This window comes from Kitasatospora sp. MY 5-36, from assembly GCF_001182915.1.
GTDB lineage: Bacteria > Actinomycetota > Actinomycetes > Streptomycetales > Streptomycetaceae > Kitasatospora.
The window spans coordinates 21,391-39,481 of sequence record NZ_LFVW01000009.1 but is presented as its reverse complement, the minus strand read 5'-3'; the positions used below and the strand labels follow the sequence as shown (position 1 = coordinate 39,481).

The 18,091-nt window shown below is 68.0% G+C and carries 27 protein-coding genes; 1 reads left to right on the top strand and 26 read right to left on the bottom strand.

What is annotated here, in order from left to right; all coding sequences use genetic code 11:
• Positions 1 to 171 precede the first annotated feature (171 nt).
• The 26 genes from mscL to AE652_RS00520 form a co-directional block, all read right to left on the bottom strand.
• Entirely contained in the window at positions 172 to 597 is a 426-nt protein-coding gene (gene mscL / locus AE652_RS00645; protein WP_049649047.1) for a large conductance mechanosensitive channel protein MscL, read from the bottom strand.
• Between the two features lie 141 nt (positions 598 to 738).
• Positions 739 to 1,578, bottom strand: coding sequence for a type I methionyl aminopeptidase (gene map, locus AE652_RS00640; protein ID WP_049649046.1), 840 nt, complete (start codon positions 1,576 to 1,578; stop codon positions 739 to 741).
• Positions 1,579 to 1,695: 117 nt separating this feature from the next.
• On the bottom strand, positions 1,696 to 2,349 hold the full coding sequence (locus tag AE652_RS00635) for an adenylate kinase (RefSeq protein ID WP_049649045.1): 654 nt from the start codon (positions 2,347 to 2,349) through the stop codon (positions 1,696 to 1,698).
• Positions 2,349 to 3,659, bottom strand: coding sequence for a preprotein translocase subunit SecY (gene secY, locus AE652_RS00630; protein WP_030055837.1), 1,311 nt, complete (start codon positions 3,657 to 3,659; stop codon positions 2,349 to 2,351). Before secY ends, AE652_RS00635 begins: the two co-directional genes overlap by 1 nt.
• A gap of 309 nt (positions 3,660 to 3,968) precedes the next feature.
• Complete coding sequence (gene rplO / locus AE652_RS00625) at positions 3,969 to 4,421, bottom strand: 50S ribosomal protein L15 (RefSeq protein ID WP_030280790.1); 453 nt, start codon at positions 4,419 to 4,421, stop codon at positions 3,969 to 3,971.
• Positions 4,422 to 4,423: 2 nt separating this feature from the next.
• On the bottom strand, positions 4,424 to 4,606 hold the full coding sequence (rpmD, locus tag AE652_RS00620) for a 50S ribosomal protein L30 (RefSeq protein ID WP_049649044.1): 183 nt from the start codon (positions 4,604 to 4,606) through the stop codon (positions 4,424 to 4,426).
• The gene (rpsE, locus tag AE652_RS00615) at positions 4,606 to 5,229 is read right to left on the bottom strand and encodes a 30S ribosomal protein S5 (RefSeq protein ID WP_030055834.1); all 624 of its coding nucleotides are present in this window, start codon (positions 5,227 to 5,229) and stop codon (positions 4,606 to 4,608) included. Before rpsE ends, rpmD begins: the two co-directional genes overlap by 1 nt.
• Positions 5,230 to 5,277: 48 nt before the next feature.
• On the bottom strand, positions 5,278 to 5,661 hold the full coding sequence (gene rplR, locus AE652_RS00610) for a 50S ribosomal protein L18 (protein ID WP_030280785.1): 384 nt from the start codon (positions 5,659 to 5,661) through the stop codon (positions 5,278 to 5,280).
• 3 nt (positions 5,662 to 5,664) lie between these two features.
• The gene (gene rplF / locus AE652_RS00605) at positions 5,665 to 6,204 is read right to left on the bottom strand and encodes a 50S ribosomal protein L6 (protein ID WP_049649043.1); all 540 of its coding nucleotides are present in this window, start codon (positions 6,202 to 6,204) and stop codon (positions 5,665 to 5,667) included.
• Between the two features lie 22 nt (positions 6,205 to 6,226).
• Positions 6,227 to 6,634, bottom strand: coding sequence for a 30S ribosomal protein S8 (gene rpsH, locus AE652_RS00600; RefSeq protein WP_030055831.1), 408 nt, complete (start codon positions 6,632 to 6,634; stop codon positions 6,227 to 6,229).
• Positions 6,635 to 6,917: 283 nt separating this feature from the next.
• On the bottom strand, positions 6,918 to 7,103 hold the full coding sequence (locus AE652_RS00595; RefSeq protein WP_030055830.1) for a type Z 30S ribosomal protein S14: 186 nt from the start codon (positions 7,101 to 7,103) through the stop codon (positions 6,918 to 6,920).
• A gap of 3 nt (positions 7,104 to 7,106) precedes the next feature.
• On the bottom strand, positions 7,107 to 7,676 hold the full coding sequence (gene rplE / locus AE652_RS00590) for a 50S ribosomal protein L5 (RefSeq protein WP_030393302.1): 570 nt from the start codon (positions 7,674 to 7,676) through the stop codon (positions 7,107 to 7,109).
• Positions 7,676 to 7,987, bottom strand: coding sequence for a 50S ribosomal protein L24 (gene rplX / locus AE652_RS00585; RefSeq protein ID WP_030055828.1), 312 nt, complete (start codon positions 7,985 to 7,987; stop codon positions 7,676 to 7,678). Before rplX ends, rplE begins: the two co-directional genes overlap by 1 nt.
• Positions 7,988 to 8,002: 15 nt before the next feature.
• Positions 8,003 to 8,374 carry a 50S ribosomal protein L14 gene (gene rplN, locus AE652_RS00580; protein WP_030393301.1) on the bottom strand — a complete coding sequence of 124 codons (372 nt, stop codon included), beginning with the start codon at positions 8,372 to 8,374 and terminating at the stop codon, positions 8,003 to 8,005.
• Between the two features lie 102 nt (positions 8,375 to 8,476).
• Entirely contained in the window at positions 8,477 to 8,749 is a 273-nt protein-coding gene (gene rpsQ, locus AE652_RS00575; RefSeq protein ID WP_030055826.1) for a 30S ribosomal protein S17, read from the bottom strand.
• Positions 8,749 to 8,973: a 50S ribosomal protein L29 gene (rpmC, locus tag AE652_RS00570; protein WP_049649042.1), complete on the bottom strand. Its 225-nt coding sequence runs from the start codon at positions 8,971 to 8,973 to the stop codon at positions 8,749 to 8,751. The genes rpsQ and rpmC overlap by 1 nt, the downstream gene beginning before the upstream one ends.
• Positions 8,973 to 9,392 (bottom strand): 50S ribosomal protein L16, encoded by a 420-nt coding sequence (rplP, locus tag AE652_RS00565; RefSeq protein WP_030055824.1) that lies wholly within the window; start codon positions 9,390 to 9,392, stop codon positions 8,973 to 8,975. Before rplP ends, rpmC begins: the two co-directional genes overlap by 1 nt.
• Before the next feature lie 5 nt (positions 9,393 to 9,397).
• Positions 9,398 to 10,222 carry a 30S ribosomal protein S3 gene (rpsC, locus tag AE652_RS00560; RefSeq protein WP_049649041.1) on the bottom strand — a complete coding sequence of 275 codons (825 nt, stop codon included), beginning with the start codon at positions 10,220 to 10,222 and terminating at the stop codon, positions 9,398 to 9,400.
• Positions 10,222 to 10,569, bottom strand: coding sequence for a 50S ribosomal protein L22 (rplV, locus tag AE652_RS00555; protein WP_030055822.1), 348 nt, complete (start codon positions 10,567 to 10,569; stop codon positions 10,222 to 10,224). Before rplV ends, rpsC begins: the two co-directional genes overlap by 1 nt.
• Positions 10,570 to 10,626: 57 nt before the next feature.
• Entirely contained in the window at positions 10,627 to 10,908 is a 282-nt protein-coding gene (gene rpsS / locus AE652_RS00550) for a 30S ribosomal protein S19 (protein WP_030055821.1), read from the bottom strand.
• A gap of 11 nt (positions 10,909 to 10,919) precedes the next feature.
• Positions 10,920 to 11,756 (bottom strand): 50S ribosomal protein L2, encoded by an 837-nt coding sequence (gene rplB / locus AE652_RS00545; protein ID WP_030393297.1) that lies wholly within the window; start codon positions 11,754 to 11,756, stop codon positions 10,920 to 10,922.
• A 43-nt stretch (positions 11,757 to 11,799) separates the two neighbouring features.
• Complete coding sequence (gene rplW / locus AE652_RS00540; protein WP_030280768.1) at positions 11,800 to 12,117, bottom strand: 50S ribosomal protein L23; 318 nt, start codon at positions 12,115 to 12,117, stop codon at positions 11,800 to 11,802.
• Complete coding sequence (gene rplD, locus AE652_RS00535; protein WP_049649040.1) at positions 12,117 to 12,794, bottom strand: 50S ribosomal protein L4; 678 nt, start codon at positions 12,792 to 12,794, stop codon at positions 12,117 to 12,119. Before rplD ends, rplW begins: the two co-directional genes overlap by 1 nt.
• Before the next feature lie 4 nt (positions 12,795 to 12,798).
• Positions 12,799 to 13,446, bottom strand: coding sequence for a 50S ribosomal protein L3 (rplC, locus tag AE652_RS00530; protein ID WP_030055817.1), 648 nt, complete (start codon positions 13,444 to 13,446; stop codon positions 12,799 to 12,801).
• 14 nt (positions 13,447 to 13,460) lie between these two features.
• The gene (gene rpsJ / locus AE652_RS00525; RefSeq protein ID WP_012785157.1) at positions 13,461 to 13,769 is read right to left on the bottom strand and encodes a 30S ribosomal protein S10; all 309 of its coding nucleotides are present in this window, start codon (positions 13,767 to 13,769) and stop codon (positions 13,461 to 13,463) included.
• A gap of 393 nt (positions 13,770 to 14,162) precedes the next feature.
• Positions 14,163 to 15,974 carry a hypothetical protein gene (locus AE652_RS00520; RefSeq protein WP_049649039.1) on the bottom strand — a complete coding sequence of 604 codons (1,812 nt, stop codon included), beginning with the start codon at positions 15,972 to 15,974 and terminating at the stop codon, positions 14,163 to 14,165.
• A 287-nt stretch (positions 15,975 to 16,261) separates the two neighbouring features.
• On the opposite strand from AE652_RS00520, the gene AE652_RS00515 reads away from it, so the two are divergent.
• Complete coding sequence (locus AE652_RS00515) at positions 16,262 to 18,022, top strand: hypothetical protein (protein ID WP_159028300.1); 1,761 nt, start codon at positions 16,262 to 16,264, stop codon at positions 18,020 to 18,022.
• The last annotated feature ends 69 nt before the right edge of the window (positions 18,023 to 18,091 follow it).

Below are 18,091 nucleotides of genomic sequence, written 5' to 3'. Positions count from 1 at the left end.
GACCGGCTACCGTATGCGGAACGCTCGTGCGAACCTGGGTTCACCCCTTCCCCGGGGGGAAGAGGGCGCGCTGAAGCACGCTACGAGTGAGCCGACGGTCCATCCTACGCCAGCGCGTCCGGTGCACCAAAACGGGGGTCCCGGAAAGCGGTCGCCGTCACATCTGCTACGTCAGGCCTTGCTGAGGACCGTCAGCGGCTCGACGTGGGCGGTGCAGGCCGAGCAGCGGCGGGCGGCCTCGGGGATGTCGGTCAGGCACTCGGGGCACGGGCGCTTCGGCGTCTTCGGCTTCTTCGGCATGTAGCGCGCGGTCGCCTTGGTGATCGGCAGCACCACGCAGAAGTACAGCACCGCGGCGGTCATGAAGAACGCGATCAGCACGTTGAGGAACTGCCCGTACGGGAAGGTCACCCCCGCGATGTGCGCCTTGTACGAGCTGAAGTCGCCGGCGGCGCCGACCACCACACCCACCAGCGGGGTGAGGAAGGCGGACACGAAGCCGGTCACCACCGCAGTGAACGCGGCACCGATGACCACACCGACCGCCATGTCGACGACGTTGCCGCGCATCATGAAGTCGCGGAATCCCTTGAGCACGTGCTCTCTCCTGCATCGCTCGTAACCGGACCGGCCGGAGCCGACCACTGCCAGCGCATAAAAATAGGACAAAAGCCCTGGAGGTCCAAACCTCCAGGGCCCTGATCCCTTGTCAGCAGCGGCAGTTGAGCGCCGTCAGGACTACGCGAGGGGGTCCGGAGCTGCGGTGATGCCCAGCTTGGCCAGCTCCGCCCTGCCGCCGTCGAAGGCGGTCAGCACCAGCGGGCCCTGCTCGGTGACGGCCACCGAGTGCTCCCAGTGCGAGGCCCAGGTGCCGTCGTTGGTGACGACCGTCCAGTCGTCCTCCAGCACGGTGGTGTGCGGGGTGCCGAGCGACACCATCGGCTCGATCGCCAGCACGGTGCCGGGGACGAGCTTCGGGCCCTTGCCGCGGCCGCGCTCGACGTAGTTCAGCACGTGCGGCTCCATGTGCATCGCGGTGCCGATGCCGTGGCCGCCGTAGCCCTCGGTGATGCCCCACTTGCCCTTGGGCGGGAGCGGCTGGCGGCGGATGAAGCCCTCGATCGCCTTGGAGACGTCCACCAGGCGGTTGTTCTTCTTCATCTGGGCGATGCCGGCCCACATCGAGCCCTCGGTCACCCGGCTCAGCATCTCGACCTCCGGGCGGACCTCGCCGACCGCCACGGTGATGGCCGAGTCGCCGTGCCAGCCGTCCAGGATGGCGCCGCAGTCGATCGAGATGATGTCGCCCTCCTGGAGGGCCCGGTCGCCGGGGATGCCGTGCACGACCTCGTTGTTCACCGAGGCGCAGATCACGCCCGGGAACCAGAGCCCGCCGTGGTTGGCCCGGAAGTTCGAGGTGGCGCCGTGGTCGGTGATGACCTTGTCCGCGACGTCGTTGAGCTCCTGGGTGGTCACCCCGGGGGCGACCGCCTCGCGGCAGGCCTTCAGGGCCTCGGCGACGACCAGCCCGGCCGCTCGCATCTTCGCGATCTGCTCGGGGGTCTTGATCTCCACCATCTGGTCACGCCTTCCAAGTCCGGATTACCACTGCTACCACCGTACGACGCCGAAACGGCCGGGCCACCCGCGTGGGGCGGGCGACCCGGCCGTACCGTCGTACGTTCGCCGAGAGACTCAGCTGTCCTGCTTCAGCGCCTCGATCGAGCGGGCGGTGACCTCGTCCACCTTGCCGAGGGCCGAGATGGTCGCCACCAGGCCCTGCTGGACGTAGTAGTCGATGATCGGCTCGGTCTCCGTGTGGTAGACCTCCAGGCGCGTGCGCACCTTGTCCTCGGTGTCGTCCGAGCGCTGGTACAGCTCGCCGCCGCACTCGTCGCAGACGCCGTCGACCTTCGGCGGGTTGTAGTCCACGTGGAAGACGTGGCCACCGTCGTTGCGGCACAGGCGGCGGCCGGCGATCCGGCGGACGACCTCGTCCTCGGGGACCTCCAGGTCCAGCACGCCGTCCAGCTTGATGCCCTGCTCGGCGAGGAACTCGTCCAGCGCCTTGGCCTGCCCCAGGTTGCGGGGGAAGCCGTCGAGCAGGAAGCCGTTGACGGCGTCCGCCTGGAGCATGCGGTCCTTGGCCATCCCGATGGTGACCTCGTCCGGCACCAGGCGCCCCGCGTCCATGTAGGACTTGGCCTCGAGGCCCAGCGGGGTGCCCTGGCTGATGTTCGCACGGAACAGGTCGCCGGTGGAGATGTGGGGGATGGACAGGGTCTTGGCGAGCAGGTGCGCCTGAGTACCCTTCCCGGCCCCGGGAGGACCAACGAGGACGATACGCATCAGCGGAGGAACCCTTCGTAATTGCGCTGCTGGAGCTGGCTCTCGATCTGCTTCACAGTTTCGAGTCCGACGCCGACGACGATGAGCACGCTGGTGCCGCCGAACGGGAAGTTGGTCTGCTGTCCGAAGGCGACCAGGGCGATCATCGGGATCAACGCGATCAGGCCCAGGTAGAGCGAACCCGGCCACGTGATTCGGGTCAGCACGTAGTTCAGGTACTCGGCCGTCGGTCGGCCGGCCCGGATGCCCGGGATGAACCCACCATACTTCTTCATGTTGTCGGCAACTTCTTCGGGGTTGAAGGAGATGGCGACGTAGAAGAAGGCGAAGAAGACGATCAGCAGGAAGTACGTGGCCATGTAGATCGGGTGGTCACCCTTGACGAAGTTCGTCCGGATCCACGTGGCCCAGCCGGCCTGGCTGTTGGTCAGCTGGACCACCAGGGCGGGGATGTACAGCAGCGACGAGGCGAAGATGACCGGGATGACACCGGCCTGGTTCACCTTGAGCGGGATGTAGGTCGAGGTCCCGCCGAACGCGCGGCGGCCGATCATCCGCTTCGCGTACTGGACCGGGATCCGGCGCTGGGCCTGCTCGACGAAGATGACCAGCATCACGACGATGACGCCGACCGCGACCACGGAGAGGAACTCGACCCAGCCGCCGCCGATGGTGCCGGAGGTCTTGATCGCCCACATCGAGGACGGGAACTGCGCCGCGATCGAGGTGAAGATCAGCAGCGACATGCCGTTGCCGATGCCGCGGTCGGTGATCAGCTCACCGAGCCACATGATGACCGTGGTGCCGGCCGTCATCGTGAGCACCATGACGGCGATCCGGAACACGCTGGTGTCCGGGACGATCTGGTTGGCCAGCGGGCAGCCGGAGAACAGCGCGCCGCTGGAGGCCGTCGCCACGATGCCGGTGCCCTGGAGCACGGCGAGCGCGATGGTCAGGTAACGGGTGTACTGGGTGATCTTGGCCTGGCCGGCCTGGCCCTCCTTCTTCAGCATCTCCAGTCGCGGGATCACGACGGTGAGGAGCTGGAGGATGATGCTCGCCGTGATGTACGGCATGATGCCGAGGGCGAAGATCGTCAGTTGGAGGAGCGCGCCGCCGCTGAACAGGTTGACGAGCCCGAAGAGACCGCTGTTCTTGGTCTCCTTCACGCACTCGTTCACGGCCGTGAAGCTCACGCCCGGCATCGGAATGTGCGAGCCCAGGCGGAACAGCACCATGATGCCCAGCGTGAACAGCAGCTTCTTGCGCAGGTCGGGCGTCTGGAACGCCCGCGCGAACGCACTGAGCACGGTGCCTCCTGCGCCTCCCGCGCGTCGTCGGCGGGAGGGTCGGTCCTGAATGGGGAGTTTGCGGTTCGGGCCCCCGTACAGACGGCACAGGCGAGCCTACGCGCAGCCTACAAGGGAACTCCACGGACTCTAACAGTGCGCAGCCACTCGGAAGAAGCGCGTACCGCCCCTCCCCCACTCACGGGGTACGGGATGCCCGGGTTTGCCACACAAAAGAACGAGCGCCTTCCGGCCCGATGTCCCCGGAAACGGCACGAGCCCCGCACCTCCTGGAGGAGGTGCGGGGCTCGAAGGCGGATCTCAGCGGGCTCAGACGAGCTCGGTGACCGTACCGCCGGCGGCCTTGATCTTCTCGGCGGCGGAGCCGGAGACGGCGTCGACCGTCACCTGCAGCGCAACCGAGACCTCGCCGGTGCCGAGCACCTTGACGAGGGAGTTCTTGCGAACCGCGCCCTTGGCGACCAGGTCCTCGACAGTGACCTCGCCACCCTGCGGGTAGAGCTCGGCCAGCTTGTCGAGGTTGACAACCTGGAACGTGATCTTGAACGGGTTCTTGAAGCCCTTCAGCTTCGGCAGGCGCATGTGGAGCGGCATCTGGCCACCCTCGAAGCGCTGCGGAACCTGGTAGCGGGCCTTCGTGCCCTTGGTACCACGACCGGCAGTCTTACCCTTGGAGCCCTCACCACGACCCACGCGGATCTTGTCGGTCTTGGCACCCGGGGCGGGACGCAGGTTGTGGATCTTGATCGGGTTGTCGCCCATGATCAGTCCACCTCCTCAACCGTCACCAGGTGACGGACCGTGTGGGCCATCCCGCGGATCTCGGGACGGTCCTCCTTCACCACGACGTCGTGCATGCGCTTGAGACCAAGCGTACGCAGGGTGTCACGGTGGTTCTGCTTGCTGCCGATGTACGACTTGGTCTGCGTGATCTTCAGGCGAGCCATCAGGCGCTCACCCCAGCAGCACGCGCCCGCAGCAGAGCGGCGGGGGCCACGTCCTCCAGCGGCAGGCCACGACGAGCGGCGATCTCCTCGGGGCGCACGAGGCCCTTCAGAGCAGCCACGGTGGCGTGCACGATGTTGATCGCGTTGTCCGAGCCGAGCGACTTCGACAGGATGTCGTGAATGCCGGCGCACTCCAGGACGGCGCGCACCGGACCACCGGCGATAACACCGGTACCGGGGGCGGCGGGCTTCAGGAGCACGACGCCGGCGGCCTTCTCACCCTGGATCGGGTGCGGGATGGTGCCCTGGATACGGGGGACCTTGAAGAAGTTCTTCTTGGCCTCCTCAACACCCTTGGCGATGGCGGCCGGAACCTCCTTCGCCTTCCCGTAACCGACACCCACGGTGCCGTCACCGTCGCCCACCACGACCAGCGCGGTGAAGCTGAAACGACGACCACCCTTGACAACCTTGGCGACACGGTTGATCGCGACAACGCGCTCGACGTAAGCGGTCTTCTCGACGGCGGGGGCGTTGCCCCGGTCGTCACGCTTACGGTCGCGCCGCTCGCCACCGCCGGTGCCGCCGCCGGCGCCGCTACCGCGGCGCTGGGGTCCAGCCATTGGAATTACCTCTCTCGATTACGTCCGTCGACTGAGCCGACGAGCGGCTTAGAAGTCGAGCCCGGCCTCACGAGCCGCGTCCGCCAGGGCGGCGATGCGGCCGGCGTACCGGTTGCCCGCGCGGTCGAAGACGACCGACTCGATGCCGGCGGCCTTGGCGCGCTCGGCGACCAGGCTCCCGACCTTCTTGGCCAGCTCGGTCTTGTCGCCCTCGGCGCCCTTGATGGACACGTCGAGGGTGGACGCCGACGCCAGGGTGTGACCCTTGGCGTCGTCGATGACCTGGGCGACCATGTGACGGTTCGAACGCGTCACGACGAGGCGCGGACGCACCTCGGTGCCGACGACGCGCTTGCGAACGCGGATCGCGCGGCGCTTGCGAGCGGCGCTCTTGTAGGCGTTGCCCTTGCCGATCTTGACAGAGACACTCATCGCTTACTTACCACTCTTTCCGACCTTGCGGCGGATGACCTCGCCCGCGTACTTGACACCCTTGGCCTTGTACGGGTCCGGCTTGCGCAGCTTGCGGATCTTCGCGGCGACCTCGCCGACCTTCTGCTTGTCGATGCCGTCCACGTGGAACTTGGTGGCCGACTCGACGACGAAGGAGATGCCCTCGGGGGCCTCGACGAGGATCGGGTGGCTGTAGCCCAGCTGGAACTCCATGTTGGAGCCCTTCGCCAGAACTCGGTAGCCGACACCGCTGATCTCCAGCGACTTGCGGTAGCCCGCGGTCACGCCGGTGATCATGTTCGCCACCAGCGTGCGGGAAAGGCCGTGCAGGGCCTTCGACAGACGCTCGTCGTTGGGGCGGGTGACGAGCAGCGTGCCGTCCTCGCCCTTACCGATCTCGATCGGCGCGGCGACAACGTGGGTGAGGGTGCCCTTCGGGCCCTTCACCGAGACCGCCTGGCCATCGATGGTGACGTCCACGCCAGCGGGGACCTGGATGGGCAGCCGTCCAATGCGCGACATTGCTGTACCTCCGTTTCCCGAATTACCAGACGTAGGCGAGAACTTCTCCGCCTACGCCCTTCTTGGCGGCCTGCTTGTCGGTGAGGAGACCCGAAGACGTGGAGATGATCGCCACGCCCAGGCCGCCGAGCACCTTCGGCAGGTTGGTGGACTTTGCGTAAACGCGCAGACCCGGCTTGCTGATGCGCTTGATGCCGGCGATGGAGCGCTCACGGTTGGGGCCGAACTTGAGCTCGATGGTCAGCTTCTTGCCGACCTCGCCCTCGACGGGCTCCTCAACCTTGTAGGAGGAGATGTACCCCTCCTGCTGCAGGATCTCGGCGACGTGCGCCTTGATCTTGCTGGCCGGCATCGCCACGGAGTCGTGGTACGCCGAGTTCGCGTTACGCAGACGCGTGAGCATGTCTGCGATGGGGTCGGTCATGGTCATGATGGCCTCAGGCCTCTCTCGCCGCGGTTTCTCCGCGCCAGGTCCCCCTGCCGCACTCTTGCGAGTTCGTCAGGGGCACAAGCGCAGGGGACCTGCGACGTCGTAAGACTGGGTGCGAGCCCTCCAGAAGGGCCACGGGCGTCCATGGGGAAGCCGTGGCAGGGGGCCCGACCCCACTACCTTACGGGAATCCGTACGGTAGGCCCAAAACGGGCCGGTGTGGGATCGGGCACCTCTGCTTCGCTGTGTGCCTAAAGTGCCTGGTCCCTCTGTTGGGAGAGGACTACCAGGAGCTCTTGGTCACGCCCGGCAGCTCGCCGCGGTGCGCCATCTCACGAAGGCAGACACGGCACAGGCCGAACTTGCGGTACACCGAGTGCGGACGGCCGCAGCGCTGGCACCGGGTGTAGGCCCGGACGCCGAACTTCGGCTTGCGCTCGGACTTCGCGATGAGGGACTTCTTCGCCATGTGTTACGCCTCCTTGAACGGGAAGCCCAGAGCGCGCAGGAGCGCCCGGCCCTCGTCGTCGGTCTGGGCGGTGGTCACGACGGTGATGTCCATACCGCGCTGACGGTCGACCTTGTCCTGGTCGATCTCGTGGAACATGACCTGCTCGGTCAGACCGAAGGTGTAGTTGCCACGGCCGTCGAACTGCTTCGGGGAGAGGCCACGGAAGTCACGGATACGCGGCAGGGCCAGCGACACCAGACGGTCCAGGAACTCCCACATGCGGTCACCACGGAGGGTGACGTGGGTGCCGATCGGCTGGCCCTCGCGCAGCTTGAACTGCGCGATGGACTTGCGAGCCTTGGTCACGGCCGGCTTCTGACCGGTGATCGCGGTCAGGTCGCGGATCGCGCCCTCGATCAGCTTGCTGTCACGGGCGGCCTCGCCGACACCCATGTTGACGACGACCTTGACCAGGCCGGGCGTCAGCATGACGTTCTCGTACGAGAACTGCTCCTGCAGCTGACCCTTGATCTCGGAGTTGTAACGCTCCTTGAGACGGGGGGTCACCTTCTCAACAGTCGTCTCAGACATCAGATGTCCTCACCGGTTCGCTTGGCAACGCGGATCTTGTTGCCCTCGTCATCGAAGCGGTAGCCAACGCGGGTGACGACCTTCTTGCCGTCCTTCTCCACGACCAGCTGGACGTTGGAGACGTGCACCGGGGCCTCGACGGTGACGATGCCACCCTGAGTGCCCGGGCCCGGCTTGGTGTGCTTCTTGACCCGGTTCACACCCTCGACCAGGACCTTGTTCTCGGCGGGCATGGCCTGGATGACCTTGCCCTGCTTGCCGCGGTCCTTGCCGGTGATGACCTGAACCAGGTCACCCTTCTTGATCTTCATGCTGTTCGCCATGAGTTAGAGCACCTCCGGCGCAAGCGAGATGATCTTCATGAACTTCTTGTCACGCAGCTCGCGGCCCACCGGGCCGAAGATGCGGGTACCACGGGGGTCACCATCGGTGTTCTTCAGAACGACCGCGGCGTTCTCGTCGAAGCGGATGTACGAGCCATCCGGACGACGGCGCGACTTCACGGTACGGACGACGACGCACTTGACGACGTCACCCTTCTTCACCGAACCGCCGGGGATCGCGTCCTTGACGGTCGCGACGATGACGTCCCCGATACCGGCGTAGCGGCGACCGGAACCACCGAGAACGCGGATGCAAAGGATTTCCTTCGCGCCCGTGTTGTCGGCGACACGCAGTCGCGACTCCTGCTGGATCACAGCTTTCTCCTGATCGTCAACGAGAGCTGACGGGCCGGCCGCTGCTCACACCAGCGCCCGCGAGGGACCTGGTGCACATACGGCCGTACCGCATCAACTTCGTTACTTGGCCTTCTCGAGGATCTCGACGACGCGCCAGCGCTTCGTCGCGGACAGCGGGCGGGTCTCCGCGAGGAGGACCCGGTCGCCGATGCCGCAGGCGTTCGCCTCGTCGTGCGCCTTCAGCTTGTTCGTACGGCGGATGACCTTGCCGTACAGAGCGTGCTTGACGCGGTCCTCGACGGCGACGACGACGGTCTTGTCCATCTTGTCGCTGACGACGAGACCCTCACGGGTCTTGCGGAAACCGCGCGTCTCGTTGGTGTTCTCAGTCATCAGGCGCTCTCCACCGTCTCGATGCCCAGCTCGCGCTCGCGCATCAGGGTGTAGATCCGCGCGATGTCCTTACGGACGAGCTTGAGCCGTCCGTGGTTGTCGAGCTGCCCGGTCGCCGCCTGGAAGCGGAGGTTGAACAGCTCCTCCTTGGCCTCACGGAGCTTGGCAACGAGACCCTCGTTGTCCAGCTCGCGGAGGTCAGCAGCCTTGGTGCCGGCCGACATCAGCTCTCACCTGCCTCGCGCCGGATGATCCGGCACTTCATCGGGAGCTTGTGAGCTGCGCGGGTCAGCGCCTCACGAGCCACCTTCTCGTTGGGGTACGACAGCTCGAACATGACCCGACCCGGGTGCACGTTCGCGATCCACCACTCGGGCGAACCCTTACCGGAACCCATGCGGGTCTCGGCCGGCTTCTTGGTGAGCGGACGGTCCGGGTAGATGTTGATCCAGACCTTGCCGCCACGCTTGATGTGACGGGTGACGGCGATACGAGCGGACTCGATCTGCCGGTTCGTCACGTAGGCCGGGGTGACGGCCTGGATGCCGTACTCGCCGAAGGCGAGCTCGGTGCCACCCTTGGCAGCGCCACGACGCTTCGGGTGGTGCTGCTTGCGGTGCTTGACCCGACGGGGGATCAGCATGGGAGTCAGGCCTCCGTTCCGGTGTTCTCGGCAGCCGGCGCCTCAGCGGCCGGGGCCGCGGGGGCCTCGGCAGCGGCGGGACGACGGCCACGGCCACCGCGCTCGCCACCACGGCGGTCGCCACCGCGGGCGGGACGACCACCCTCGGGACGGGCCGGGCGGTTGCCCGAGCGGGCAGCGGCGTTCTCAGCGCGGACCTCGGCGATGTTCTTGACGTCGCCCTTGTAGATCCAGACCTTCACGCCGATGCGGCCGAAGGTGGTCTTGGCCTCGAAGAAGCCGTAGTCGACGTTCGCACGCAGGGTGTGCAGCGGCACACGACCCTCGCGGTAGAACTCCGACCGGCTCATCTCGGCGCCGCCGAGACGACCGGAGCACTGGACCTTGATGCCCTTGGCGCCGGACTTCATGGTGCCCTGCATCGACTTGCGCATGGCACGGCGGAAGGAGACGCGGGAGGACAGCTGCTCCGCGACGCCCTGAGCCACGAGCTGGGCGTCCAGCTCGGGGTTCTTGACCTCGAGGATGTTCAGCTGGACCTGCTTGCCGGTCAGCTTCTCGAGGTCGCCGCGGATGCGGTCGGCCTCGGTGCCACGGCGACCGATGACGATGCCGGGGCGGGCGGTGTGGATGTCGACGCGGACGCGGTCGCGGGTGCGCTCGATCTCAACCTTCGAGATGCCGGCGCGCTCCATGCCCTTCGTCATCATGCGACGAATGGCAACGTCTTCCTTGACGTAGTCCTTGTACAGCTTGTCGGCGTACCAGCGGGACTTGAAGTCCGTGCTGATGCCGAGGCGGAACCCGTGCGGGTTAACCTTCTGGCCCATTACCGGGTCCCTTCCTTGCTGCTGACGACCACGGTGATGTGGCTGGTCCGCTTGCGGATCCGGTAGGCGCGGCCCTGGGCACGCGGGCGGAACCGCTTCAGGGTCGGACCCTCGTCAACGTACGCCTCGCTGATGACGAGGTCGTCCACGTTGGAGTGGTTGTAGTTGTGCGCGGCGTTGGCAATGGCGCTGTCGAGCACCTTGCCGACCGGCACGGTGGCGGCCTGCGGAGCGAAACGCAGGACGGCCTGGGCCTCCGTGGCCGGCAGGCCACGGATGAGGTCCACCACGCGGCGGGCCTTCATGGGCGTGACGCGGATGTACCGCGCCTGGGCCCTGGCTTCCATGGTTGTCCCCTTAATGGAGTAAGTCATTGAGTCGTTCTGGCGGTGAAGCTCAGGCGACTAGCGACGCTTCGACTTGCGGTCGTCCTTGACGTGGCCGCGGAAGGTGCGGGTCGGAGCGAACTCGCCCAGCTTGTGGCCGACCATCGACTCGGTGACGAACACCGGGACGTGCTTGCGACCATCGTGAACCGCGATCGTGTGGCCGAGCATGGCCGGGAAGATCACGGAGCGGCGGGACCAGGTCTTGATGACGTTCTGGGTACCCGCCTCGTTCTGCGCGTCCACCTTCTTGAGAAGGTGGCCGTCGATGAAGGGGCCCTTCTTGAGACTGCGCGGCATCTGACCTGCTCCTAGCGCTTCTTGTTGGTCTTGCGGCGGCGCACGATGAGAGCGTCCGACGCCTTCTTCGGGCGACGGGTACGACCCTCCTTCTGGCCCCACGGCGAGACCGGGTGGCGACCACCAGAGGTCTTACCCTCACCACCACCGTGCGGGTGGTCGATCGGGTTCATGGCGACACCACGCACGGTCGGGCGAACGCCCTTCCAGCGCATGCGGCCGGCCTTGCCCCAGTTGATGTTCGACTGCTCGGCGTTGCCGACCTCGCCGACGGTGGCGCGGCAGCGCGCGTCGACCAGGCGGATCTCGCCGGAGGGCATGCGCAGGTGCGCCATCTTGCCCTCACGCGCCAGCAGCTGGATGCCGGAGCCGGCCGAGCGGGCCAGCTTGGCACCGCCGCCGGGACGCAGCTCCACCGCGTGGATGGTGGTACCGACCGGGATGTTGCGCAGCGGCAGGTTGTTGCCCGGCTTGATGTCGGCGCCAGCGCCGTTCTCGATCCGGTCGCCCTGCGTGATGCCGCGCGGCGCGATGATGTAGCGCTTCTCGCCGTCCGCGTAGTGCAGCAGCGCGATGCGCGCGGTGCGGTTCGGGTCGTACTCGATGTGCGCGACCTTCGCCGGCACGCCGTCCTTGTCGTGACGACGGAAGTCGATCACGCGGTAGGCGCGCTTGTGACCGCCACCCTGGTGGCGAACGGTGATCCGACCGGCGTTGTTACGGCCGCCCTTGCTGTGCAGGGGGCGAACCAGCGACTTCTCCGGGGTGGACCGCGTGATCTCTACGAAGTCGGCCACGCTGGAGCCACGACGGCCCGGCGTAGTCGGCTTGTACTTGCGGATGCCCATTTGGCTCTCTCGTCCTCGTCCTTATCGACGATCACGATCTCCGTTAGGAGACCGGACCACCGAAGATGTCGATGCGGTTGCCCTCGGCCAGCGTCACGATGGCGCGCTTGGTGTCCTTGCGCTTGCCAAAGCCCGTCTTGGAGCGCTTGCGCTTGCCCTGACGGTTGATCGTGTTGACAGCCTCGACCTTGACCGAGAAGACCGCCTCGACGGCCTGCTTGATCTGGGTCTTGTTGGCGCCCGGCGACACGATGAACGTGTACTTGTTCTCGTCGAGAAGGCTGTAGCTCTTCTCGGAGATGACCGGCTTCACCAGGACGTCACGGGGGTCCGTGAACGTCTTGCTCGTAACGTCGCTCATCAGGCGGCGCTCCCTTCGAGCTCGCCCTCAGCGGCAACGGCCTTGGCGGACGCGGCCGGACCGGCCACGAAACGCTCGAAGGCGGCCTGGGTGAAGACCACATCGTCGGAGACGAGCACGTCGTAGGTGTTCAGCTGACCGGCGTCCAGGATGTGCACGTGCGGCAGGTTGCGAGCGGACTTCAGGCCCAGCTCGTCCTCGCGCTCGACGACCAGGAGGACGTTCTTGCGCTCGGTGATCTTGCCGAACAGGCTCTTGGCGGCCTTGGTCGACGGCACCTCGGCCGCGACCACGTCGGTGACGACGTGGATGCGGTTGTGGCGGGCCCGGTCGGTGAGCGCACCGCGCAGAGCGGCGGCGATCATCTTCTTCGGGGTCCGCTGCGAGTAGTCGCGCGGCACGGGACCGTGCACGACGCCACCGCCGGCGAACTGCGGCGCACGGGTCGAGCCCTGACGGGCGCGGCCGGTGCCCTTCTGGCGGTACGGCTTCTTGCCGCCACCGCGGACCTCGCCACGAGTCTTGGTCTTGTGGGTGCCCTGACGGGCCGCAGCGAGCTGCGCCACGACGACCTGGTGCATCAGCGGAACGCTGACCTTCGCGTCGAAGATCTCGGCCGGAAGCTCGAGGCTGCCGGTCTTGTCGCCCGAGGGCGACAGGATGTCAATGGTGCTCATATCCTCACAGCCCCTTCGCCGCGGTGCGGACGAGGACGAGGCCGCCGTTCGGGCCCGGGATTGCGCCCTTGATCAGGAGCAGCCCCTTCTCCGCGTCAACGGCATGGATGGTCAGGTTCTGGGTGGTCACACGCTCGTGGCCCATCCGGCCGGCCATCCGTACGCCCTTGAACACGCGACCCGGGGTGGCGCAGCCACCGATCGAGCCGGGCGAGCGGTGCTTGCGCTGCACACCGTGACCGGCGCCGAGGCCCCGGAAGTTGTGGCGCTTCATGACACCGGCGAAGCCCTTGCCCTTGGAGGTGCCGGTCACGTCGACCTTGACACCCGCCTCGAACAGCTCGGCGGTGATCTCCTGGCCCAGGGTGTACTCGGAGGCGTCCGAGGTACGGAGCTCGACCAGGTGGCGGCGCGGGGTGACACCGGCCTTGGCGAAGTGGCCCGCGAGGGGCTTGTTCACCTTGCGGGGGTCGATCTCGCCGAAGCCGATCTGGACGGCGTCGTAGCCGGCCGGGCTGTCGGCGGTGTGGACCTGGGTCACGACATTGGGCCCAGCCTTGACGACGGTCACCGGGACGACCCGGTTGTTCTCGTCCCAGACCTGGGTCATGCCGAGCTTCTCGCCCAGGATGCCCTTAATCTGCTTAGCCATCTTCGGTGCGCCTCTCAGAGCTTGATCTCGATGTCGACGCCAGCCGGCAGGTCGAGACGCATGAGCGAGTCAACCGTCTTCGGCGTGGGGTCGAGGATGTCGATCAGACGCTTGTGAGTACGCATCTCGAAGTGCTCGCGCGAGTCCTTGTACTTGTGCGGCGAGCGGATGACGCAGTACACGTTCTTCTCAGTGGGCAGCGGCACCGGGCCCGCGACCTGCGCACCAGTACGAATCACCGTCTCGACGATCTTCTTCGCCGAGGAGTCGATGACCTCGTGGTCGTAGGCCTTGAGCCGGATGCGGATCTTCTGTCCCGCCATGGCTACTCAGTAGTCCTTTGTCCTTAGTCACTTCGCGACTCCCCCTCCGACCCCCGCGCTCGGGCGTGTCGCACTCGCGCTTGCAAAAAACCGGCGAAGTAATTCGTCGGTTTAAAACTTTCGGGGTGAGGGGTGCCGGGTCGAGGCCCCGCACACGCTTCCCGGAAGATTCCCGTACTTTCGCCCCGCAGCTGCCGTGGCGTAGAACTCACGCTTGACGGCCATCACGGGAACGACGAGTACATGGGACTCGCTTCCGGTCCTCCCGGCGGGAGGCGCGCAGCATCGGCACTCAACCGAGCAACTTGGACATACTGCCACATGGAGCAGCCCGGATGCCAATCGGGGCCGGTGAGGCGCTCCTCACCGGCCCCGATGGGGTGACGTCCCCGCTCAGTCCTTGCGCCAGAGCACCCAGCCCCGGTCCTTGTTGAACTTCGCGACGTGCCAGCCGGGCCGCGCGTCCGGCCAGCTGGTCTGCGGCAGGTCGCCCTTGCTCCAGCCGGCCAGGTACGCGGTGGCCGCCTCCGGCGGGGCGGAGCCGTCCTTCAGGTCGTCCGACCAGACCCGGCCCCAGTAGACCTCGTAGGCCATCGACATCCGGGTGTCCCAGTCGAGGTCCATGTCCAGGACGACGTTGTCGCCCTTGCGCAGGCCCGCCTCCTTGGCCACGCCCACCGCCTGGTACTTGCGGGCCTTGGCGTGCGGCTCGGAGACGTTGTCGGTGACGGCGACCGTCGCGTAGGCGGCGAACAGCGTCACGCACCCCACCACCGCGGCCACCACCCGGCGCCCGCCGGCCACCCGCAGCAGCAGGCAGGCGCCCAGCACCGCCAGCGCGCCGAAGCTCGTCCGGACCATGTGCAGGTCGTCCCAGGTCGAGGCCAGGAACATCGCGTCCGGCACCGTCCACGGACTGACCCAGAGCTTGAGCGCGGCGCCCGCGTACGCGCCGACCGACAGCTGGATGATCCCGATCGCCGCCACGCCGGCCAGCGCCGTCCACAGCAGCGCGCGGACCCCGGCCCGCCACAGCGCGGCCAGGCCGACCACCATGAACATCGGCACCAGCACCGCGCAGTACCGGGCGTACACCCAGTTGTCGGTCCGGTCGTTGTCCGCCAGCCCGGCCGCCGAGGCCAGCGCGGTGCCGAACAGCAGGGCCACCATGGTGAAGGCCACCACCCGCTCGGCCACCGTGTACCGGCGCCGGAACACGACCACCACGCACAGCACCAGGGCGACCGCCCCGAAGCCGTACGTCGAGGTCATGAAGTACCAGAGCTGCCCGAAGGTGCGGGCGATGATCGTGCCGATGTACTTGCTGTCCCCGAGGTTCTCGAAGACCTTGTTGCCGACGGTGCTCGGCGGCACGTCCTTGAACTGGTTCTCGACGAAGCGCGCCAGCAGCTTCGCGCCCAGGTACGACAGCCCGAGCCCGCCGACGCCGGCCAGCGAGGCGAGCCGCGGCGCCCAGCCGACGGCCAGCACCACCACCAGGACCAGCGCGGTCAGCGCCACGACCACGCCGCCGCGGTCGTGGGTGGCCATCGAGAAGCCGGCCGCCAGGCCCGTCCCGGCCGCGTACAGCGCGCGCCGGCGCGTCGTGCCGGGCGAGAGCCAGCCGTGCATCGCGAGCAGCCAGGCCAGCAGGATCACCGGCAGCACGGTGTCCGACATCACGAACTGGGAGTAGAAGACCACCGGCGGCACCAGCGCCACGGCGGCGCCCACCAGGTACGCGTGCGGCCGGGACAGGCCCACCCGGCGCGCCGCCGCCACGGCGAGCGGGAACACCAGCGCGTTGAGCAGCGCGTTGATGCCCATGATCAGGTGGTACGCGGCGGCCGGGGTGTCGGCGATCCGCAGCGCCGGCGAGATCAGCAGCGGGTACCCGCCGGGGATCACCACGCCGACCGGCATCTCGGTGGTCGGCCGCCCGGCCAGCACCCGCGCGATCACCAGGTAGGAGTCCTCGTCGGCGTGCACCGACGGGAAGTAGTTGTGGATCGACAGCACCAGGCGGAACGCCACCTGGCCGCCGTACCCGAGCAGCAGGACCACCGGCCAGAACCAGCGGTGGGCGGCCAGCGCCCGCAGCCGGGGCGGCACGGCCAGGGCCCGGGTGGCGGGCGCGCTCCCGCCGCCTTCCTCACCCCGGCCCGGCCCGTCGGACGTGTGGGCAGAGTCGATCAGCGGCTGCACCGAGACACTTCCCTACTTGTATGAGTTGACGATCTCGTCATGGCCGGCTCCGGACGGCGCGCCACGGTTCCCACCACTCGTCGAAGCGCATCGGCAGTGTGCCACGCGGTGATCGGCCGGAGCCAACGCGCGCCTCCCCCGTTGACGACAACGGCCCGTACGGGAACGGTGGTTCGGCCCGTGCGGATCCCCCGACCGAGGTGCTGGCAGAATCGCGGTGTCCGGCCACCGAAACCACACACCCCCCCCGCATCCGAACCGCTGCGGGAGAGCAGAAGGACCGAACAGTGACGACGAGCGTCCAGCCCGCCCCCGCCGAGGGCAGGCATCAGGGCATACCGCCCAGTCAGAGGAGACGGGCCGCCGCTCTTCGCCTCCCCGCCGTCCTCTGGACCGCGGAGATCCTGACCGCGGCCACGGCGGCGCTGCTGATGACCGGGCTGGCCTGGTCCGTCCGGCTGAACCCCATGTCGAGGGTCGGCCAGGTCAGCGGCCTCGCCGCGCTTCAGCTCCGGCTCCTGCTGCTGATCGGCGTCGTCGTCCTGGTCCTGGTGCCGGCGATGCGCCGCTGGGCGGACCTCCCGGTGCGGTTCGCCGCCGCCGCGGTCGCCGGCCTGTCCTCCGGCGTCCTGGCCGCCGGCATCTCGCTCGCGCTGCGCGACACCAACTGGCCGCTGTACGCCCAGCAGGGCGACTCCGGCAGCCTCCAGGCCTGGGTCGGCGCCCTGATGGACGGCAAGTCCCTCGACGGCGCCTACCCGCCGCTGTTCCCGCACATCGTCGCCTTCGTCGCCGAGCACGTCACCCACGGGCAGGTCGGCTACGCGCTCAAGCTCGTCGACCTGCTGTTCGTCGCGATGCTCGGCCCGCTCGCCTACCTGTCCTGGCGCCTGCTGCTGCCCCCGCTCTGGGCGCTCGGGATCGGCGTCACCGCCGCCCTGCCGATGGCGCAGCCGTACAAGCCGTACACCACCTTCGTGCTCGTCGCCTTCCTCCCCGTGCTGGCGAAGCTGATGCAGCTCCTCCAGCGCGCCCCGGAGCTCCCGCGCCGCACCGCGGCCGTCCGCGGCGCCGTGCTCGGCCTCGGGATCGGGCTGCTGTTCCTCCTCTACTCCGGCTGGTTCGTGTGGTCCGCGGCCGGAGTGGTGGTGCTCACCGTGGTGCTGCTGCTGCGCGCCCGCCGGACCGGCGGCACCCGCGGCCTGCTCAACGGCCTGTGCGCGATCGGCGCCGCCGGCGGGGTCTTCCTGCTCGTCTCCGGCGTCTACCTGGTCCGGCTGCTCGGCTCCGCGGGCAGCACCATCGACCGGTACTGCTACTTCGACACCTACACCGAGCCGACCTACTTCGCGATGTGGCGCGACGACCTCCCCGGCACCGACGGCCAGAGCACCTGGCCGGTCCCCGGGGAGATCGGCGGGGTCGGCCTCTTCACGATCCTGCTGCTGGTCGGCCTGGGCGTGGCGCTGGCCCTCGGGATCGGCCGGACCACCGTCCTGACCGCCGCCGCCTGCACCGCGAGCGCCCTGCTGATGCGCTACTGGTACGCCTCCCACATGGAGCGCGACCAGGCCGTCATGCTCTACCCGCGCACCAGCGCCCAGCTGCTCTACTGCCTGCTGGTCCTCGTCGGCCTGGCGTGCTACCTGGTCGTCCGCCGCCGCCAGGGCCCCGCCGCGGCCCCCGCCGCCGAGTCGGCCGAGGACACCGGCCGCCGGCTGCCGCTGCGCCTCAACCCGCGCGGTGTGGCCGTCGGCGCCATCTGCGCGCTGGGCCTGCTCTTCGGCATGGCCGGCTCCGCCACCGCCAGCAAGTACATGCCGGACCCGCACTGGGGCCCCGGCGCGCTGGCCTGGATCGCGCAGAGCACCGCCGACACCAAGGGGCACTGCTCGCGCTACGCGCCCAACGGCCAGTGCAAGCAGCCGCGGGACATCAGCGACCTGCTCGTGCCGCTGCCCGACCCCGGGAAGCTGATGTGCCCGAAGGTCAACCCGTACCCGCCCCGGCAGCCCGACCCGCTGGGCCCCTCCGGCTTCGGCGAGTAGCCCCCGGCGGGCCGCCCGCGAACGCCACTGGGCCGGTAGTCCGAACTCGGACTACCGGCCCAGTGCCGT

Bases quoted from the DNA above. Each gene is read 5' to 3' on its own strand.
- rpsQ (WP_030055826.1), bottom strand. From the start codon at position 8,749: ATGACTGAGAACACCAACGAGACGCGCGGTTTCCGCAAGACCCGTGAG.
- rpsE (WP_030055834.1), bottom strand. From the start codon at position 5,229: ATGGCTGGACCCCAGCGCCGCGGTAGCGGCGCCGGCGGCGGCACCGGC.
- map (WP_049649046.1), bottom strand. From the start codon at position 1,578: ATGGTGGAGATCAAGACCCCCGAGCAGATCGCGAAGATGCGAGCGGCC.
- rpsC (WP_049649041.1), bottom strand. From the start codon at position 10,222: ATGGGCCAGAAGGTTAACCCGCACGGGTTCCGCCTCGGCATCAGCACG.
- rplO (WP_030280790.1), bottom strand. From the start codon at position 4,421: ATGGGCGACAACCCGATCAAGATCCACAACCTGCGTCCCGCCCCGGGT.
- rplP (WP_030055824.1), bottom strand. From the start codon at position 9,392: ATGCTGATCCCCCGTCGGGTCAAGCACCGCAAGCAGCACCACCCGAAG.
- rpsJ (WP_012785157.1), bottom strand. From the start codon at position 13,769: ATGGCGGGACAGAAGATCCGCATCCGGCTCAAGGCCTACGACCACGAG.
- AE652_RS00595 (WP_030055830.1), bottom strand. From the start codon at position 7,103: ATGGCGAAGAAGTCCCTCATCGCGAAGTCCGAGCGCAAGCCGAAGTTC.
- rplD (WP_049649040.1), bottom strand. From the start codon at position 12,794: ATGAGCACCATTGACATCCTGTCGCCCTCGGGCGACAAGACCGGCAGC.
- rplX (WP_030055828.1), bottom strand. From the start codon at position 7,987: ATGAAGATCAAGAAGGGTGACCTGGTTCAGGTCATCACCGGCAAGGAC.
- rpmD (WP_049649044.1), bottom strand. From the start codon at position 4,606: ATGGCTCGCCTGAAGATCACGCAGACCAAGTCGTACATCGGCAGCAAG.
- rplC (WP_030055817.1), bottom strand. From the start codon at position 13,446: ATGGCTAAGCAGATTAAGGGCATCCTGGGCGAGAAGCTCGGCATGACC.
- rpsS (WP_030055821.1), bottom strand. From the start codon at position 10,908: ATGCCGCGCAGTCTCAAGAAGGGCCCCTTCATCGACGGCCACCTTCTC.
- rplV (WP_030055822.1), bottom strand. From the start codon at position 10,569: ATGGAAGCCAGGGCCCAGGCGCGGTACATCCGCGTCACGCCCATGAAG.
- rplE (WP_030393302.1), bottom strand. From the start codon at position 7,676: ATGTCTGAGACGACTGTTGAGAAGGTGACCCCCCGTCTCAAGGAGCGT.
- rplF (WP_049649043.1), bottom strand. From the start codon at position 6,204: ATGTCGCGCATTGGACGGCTGCCCATCCAGGTCCCCGCTGGCGTGGAC.
- rplR (WP_030280785.1), bottom strand. From the start codon at position 5,661: ATGAGTGTCTCTGTCAAGATCGGCAAGGGCAACGCCTACAAGAGCGCC.
- rpmC (WP_049649042.1), bottom strand. From the start codon at position 8,973: ATGTCGGCCGGCACCAAGGCTGCTGACCTCCGCGAGCTGGACAACGAG.
- rpsH (WP_030055831.1), bottom strand. From the start codon at position 6,634: ATGACCATGACCGACCCCATCGCAGACATGCTCACGCGTCTGCGTAAC.
- rplW (WP_030280768.1), bottom strand. From the start codon at position 12,117: ATGAGCGACGTTACGAGCAAGACGTTCACGGACCCCCGTGACGTCCTG.
- rplB (WP_030393297.1), bottom strand. From the start codon at position 11,756: ATGGGCATCCGCAAGTACAAGCCGACTACGCCGGGCCGTCGTGGCTCC.
- AE652_RS00635 (WP_049649045.1), bottom strand. From the start codon at position 2,349: ATGCGTATCGTCCTCGTTGGTCCTCCCGGGGCCGGGAAGGGTACTCAG.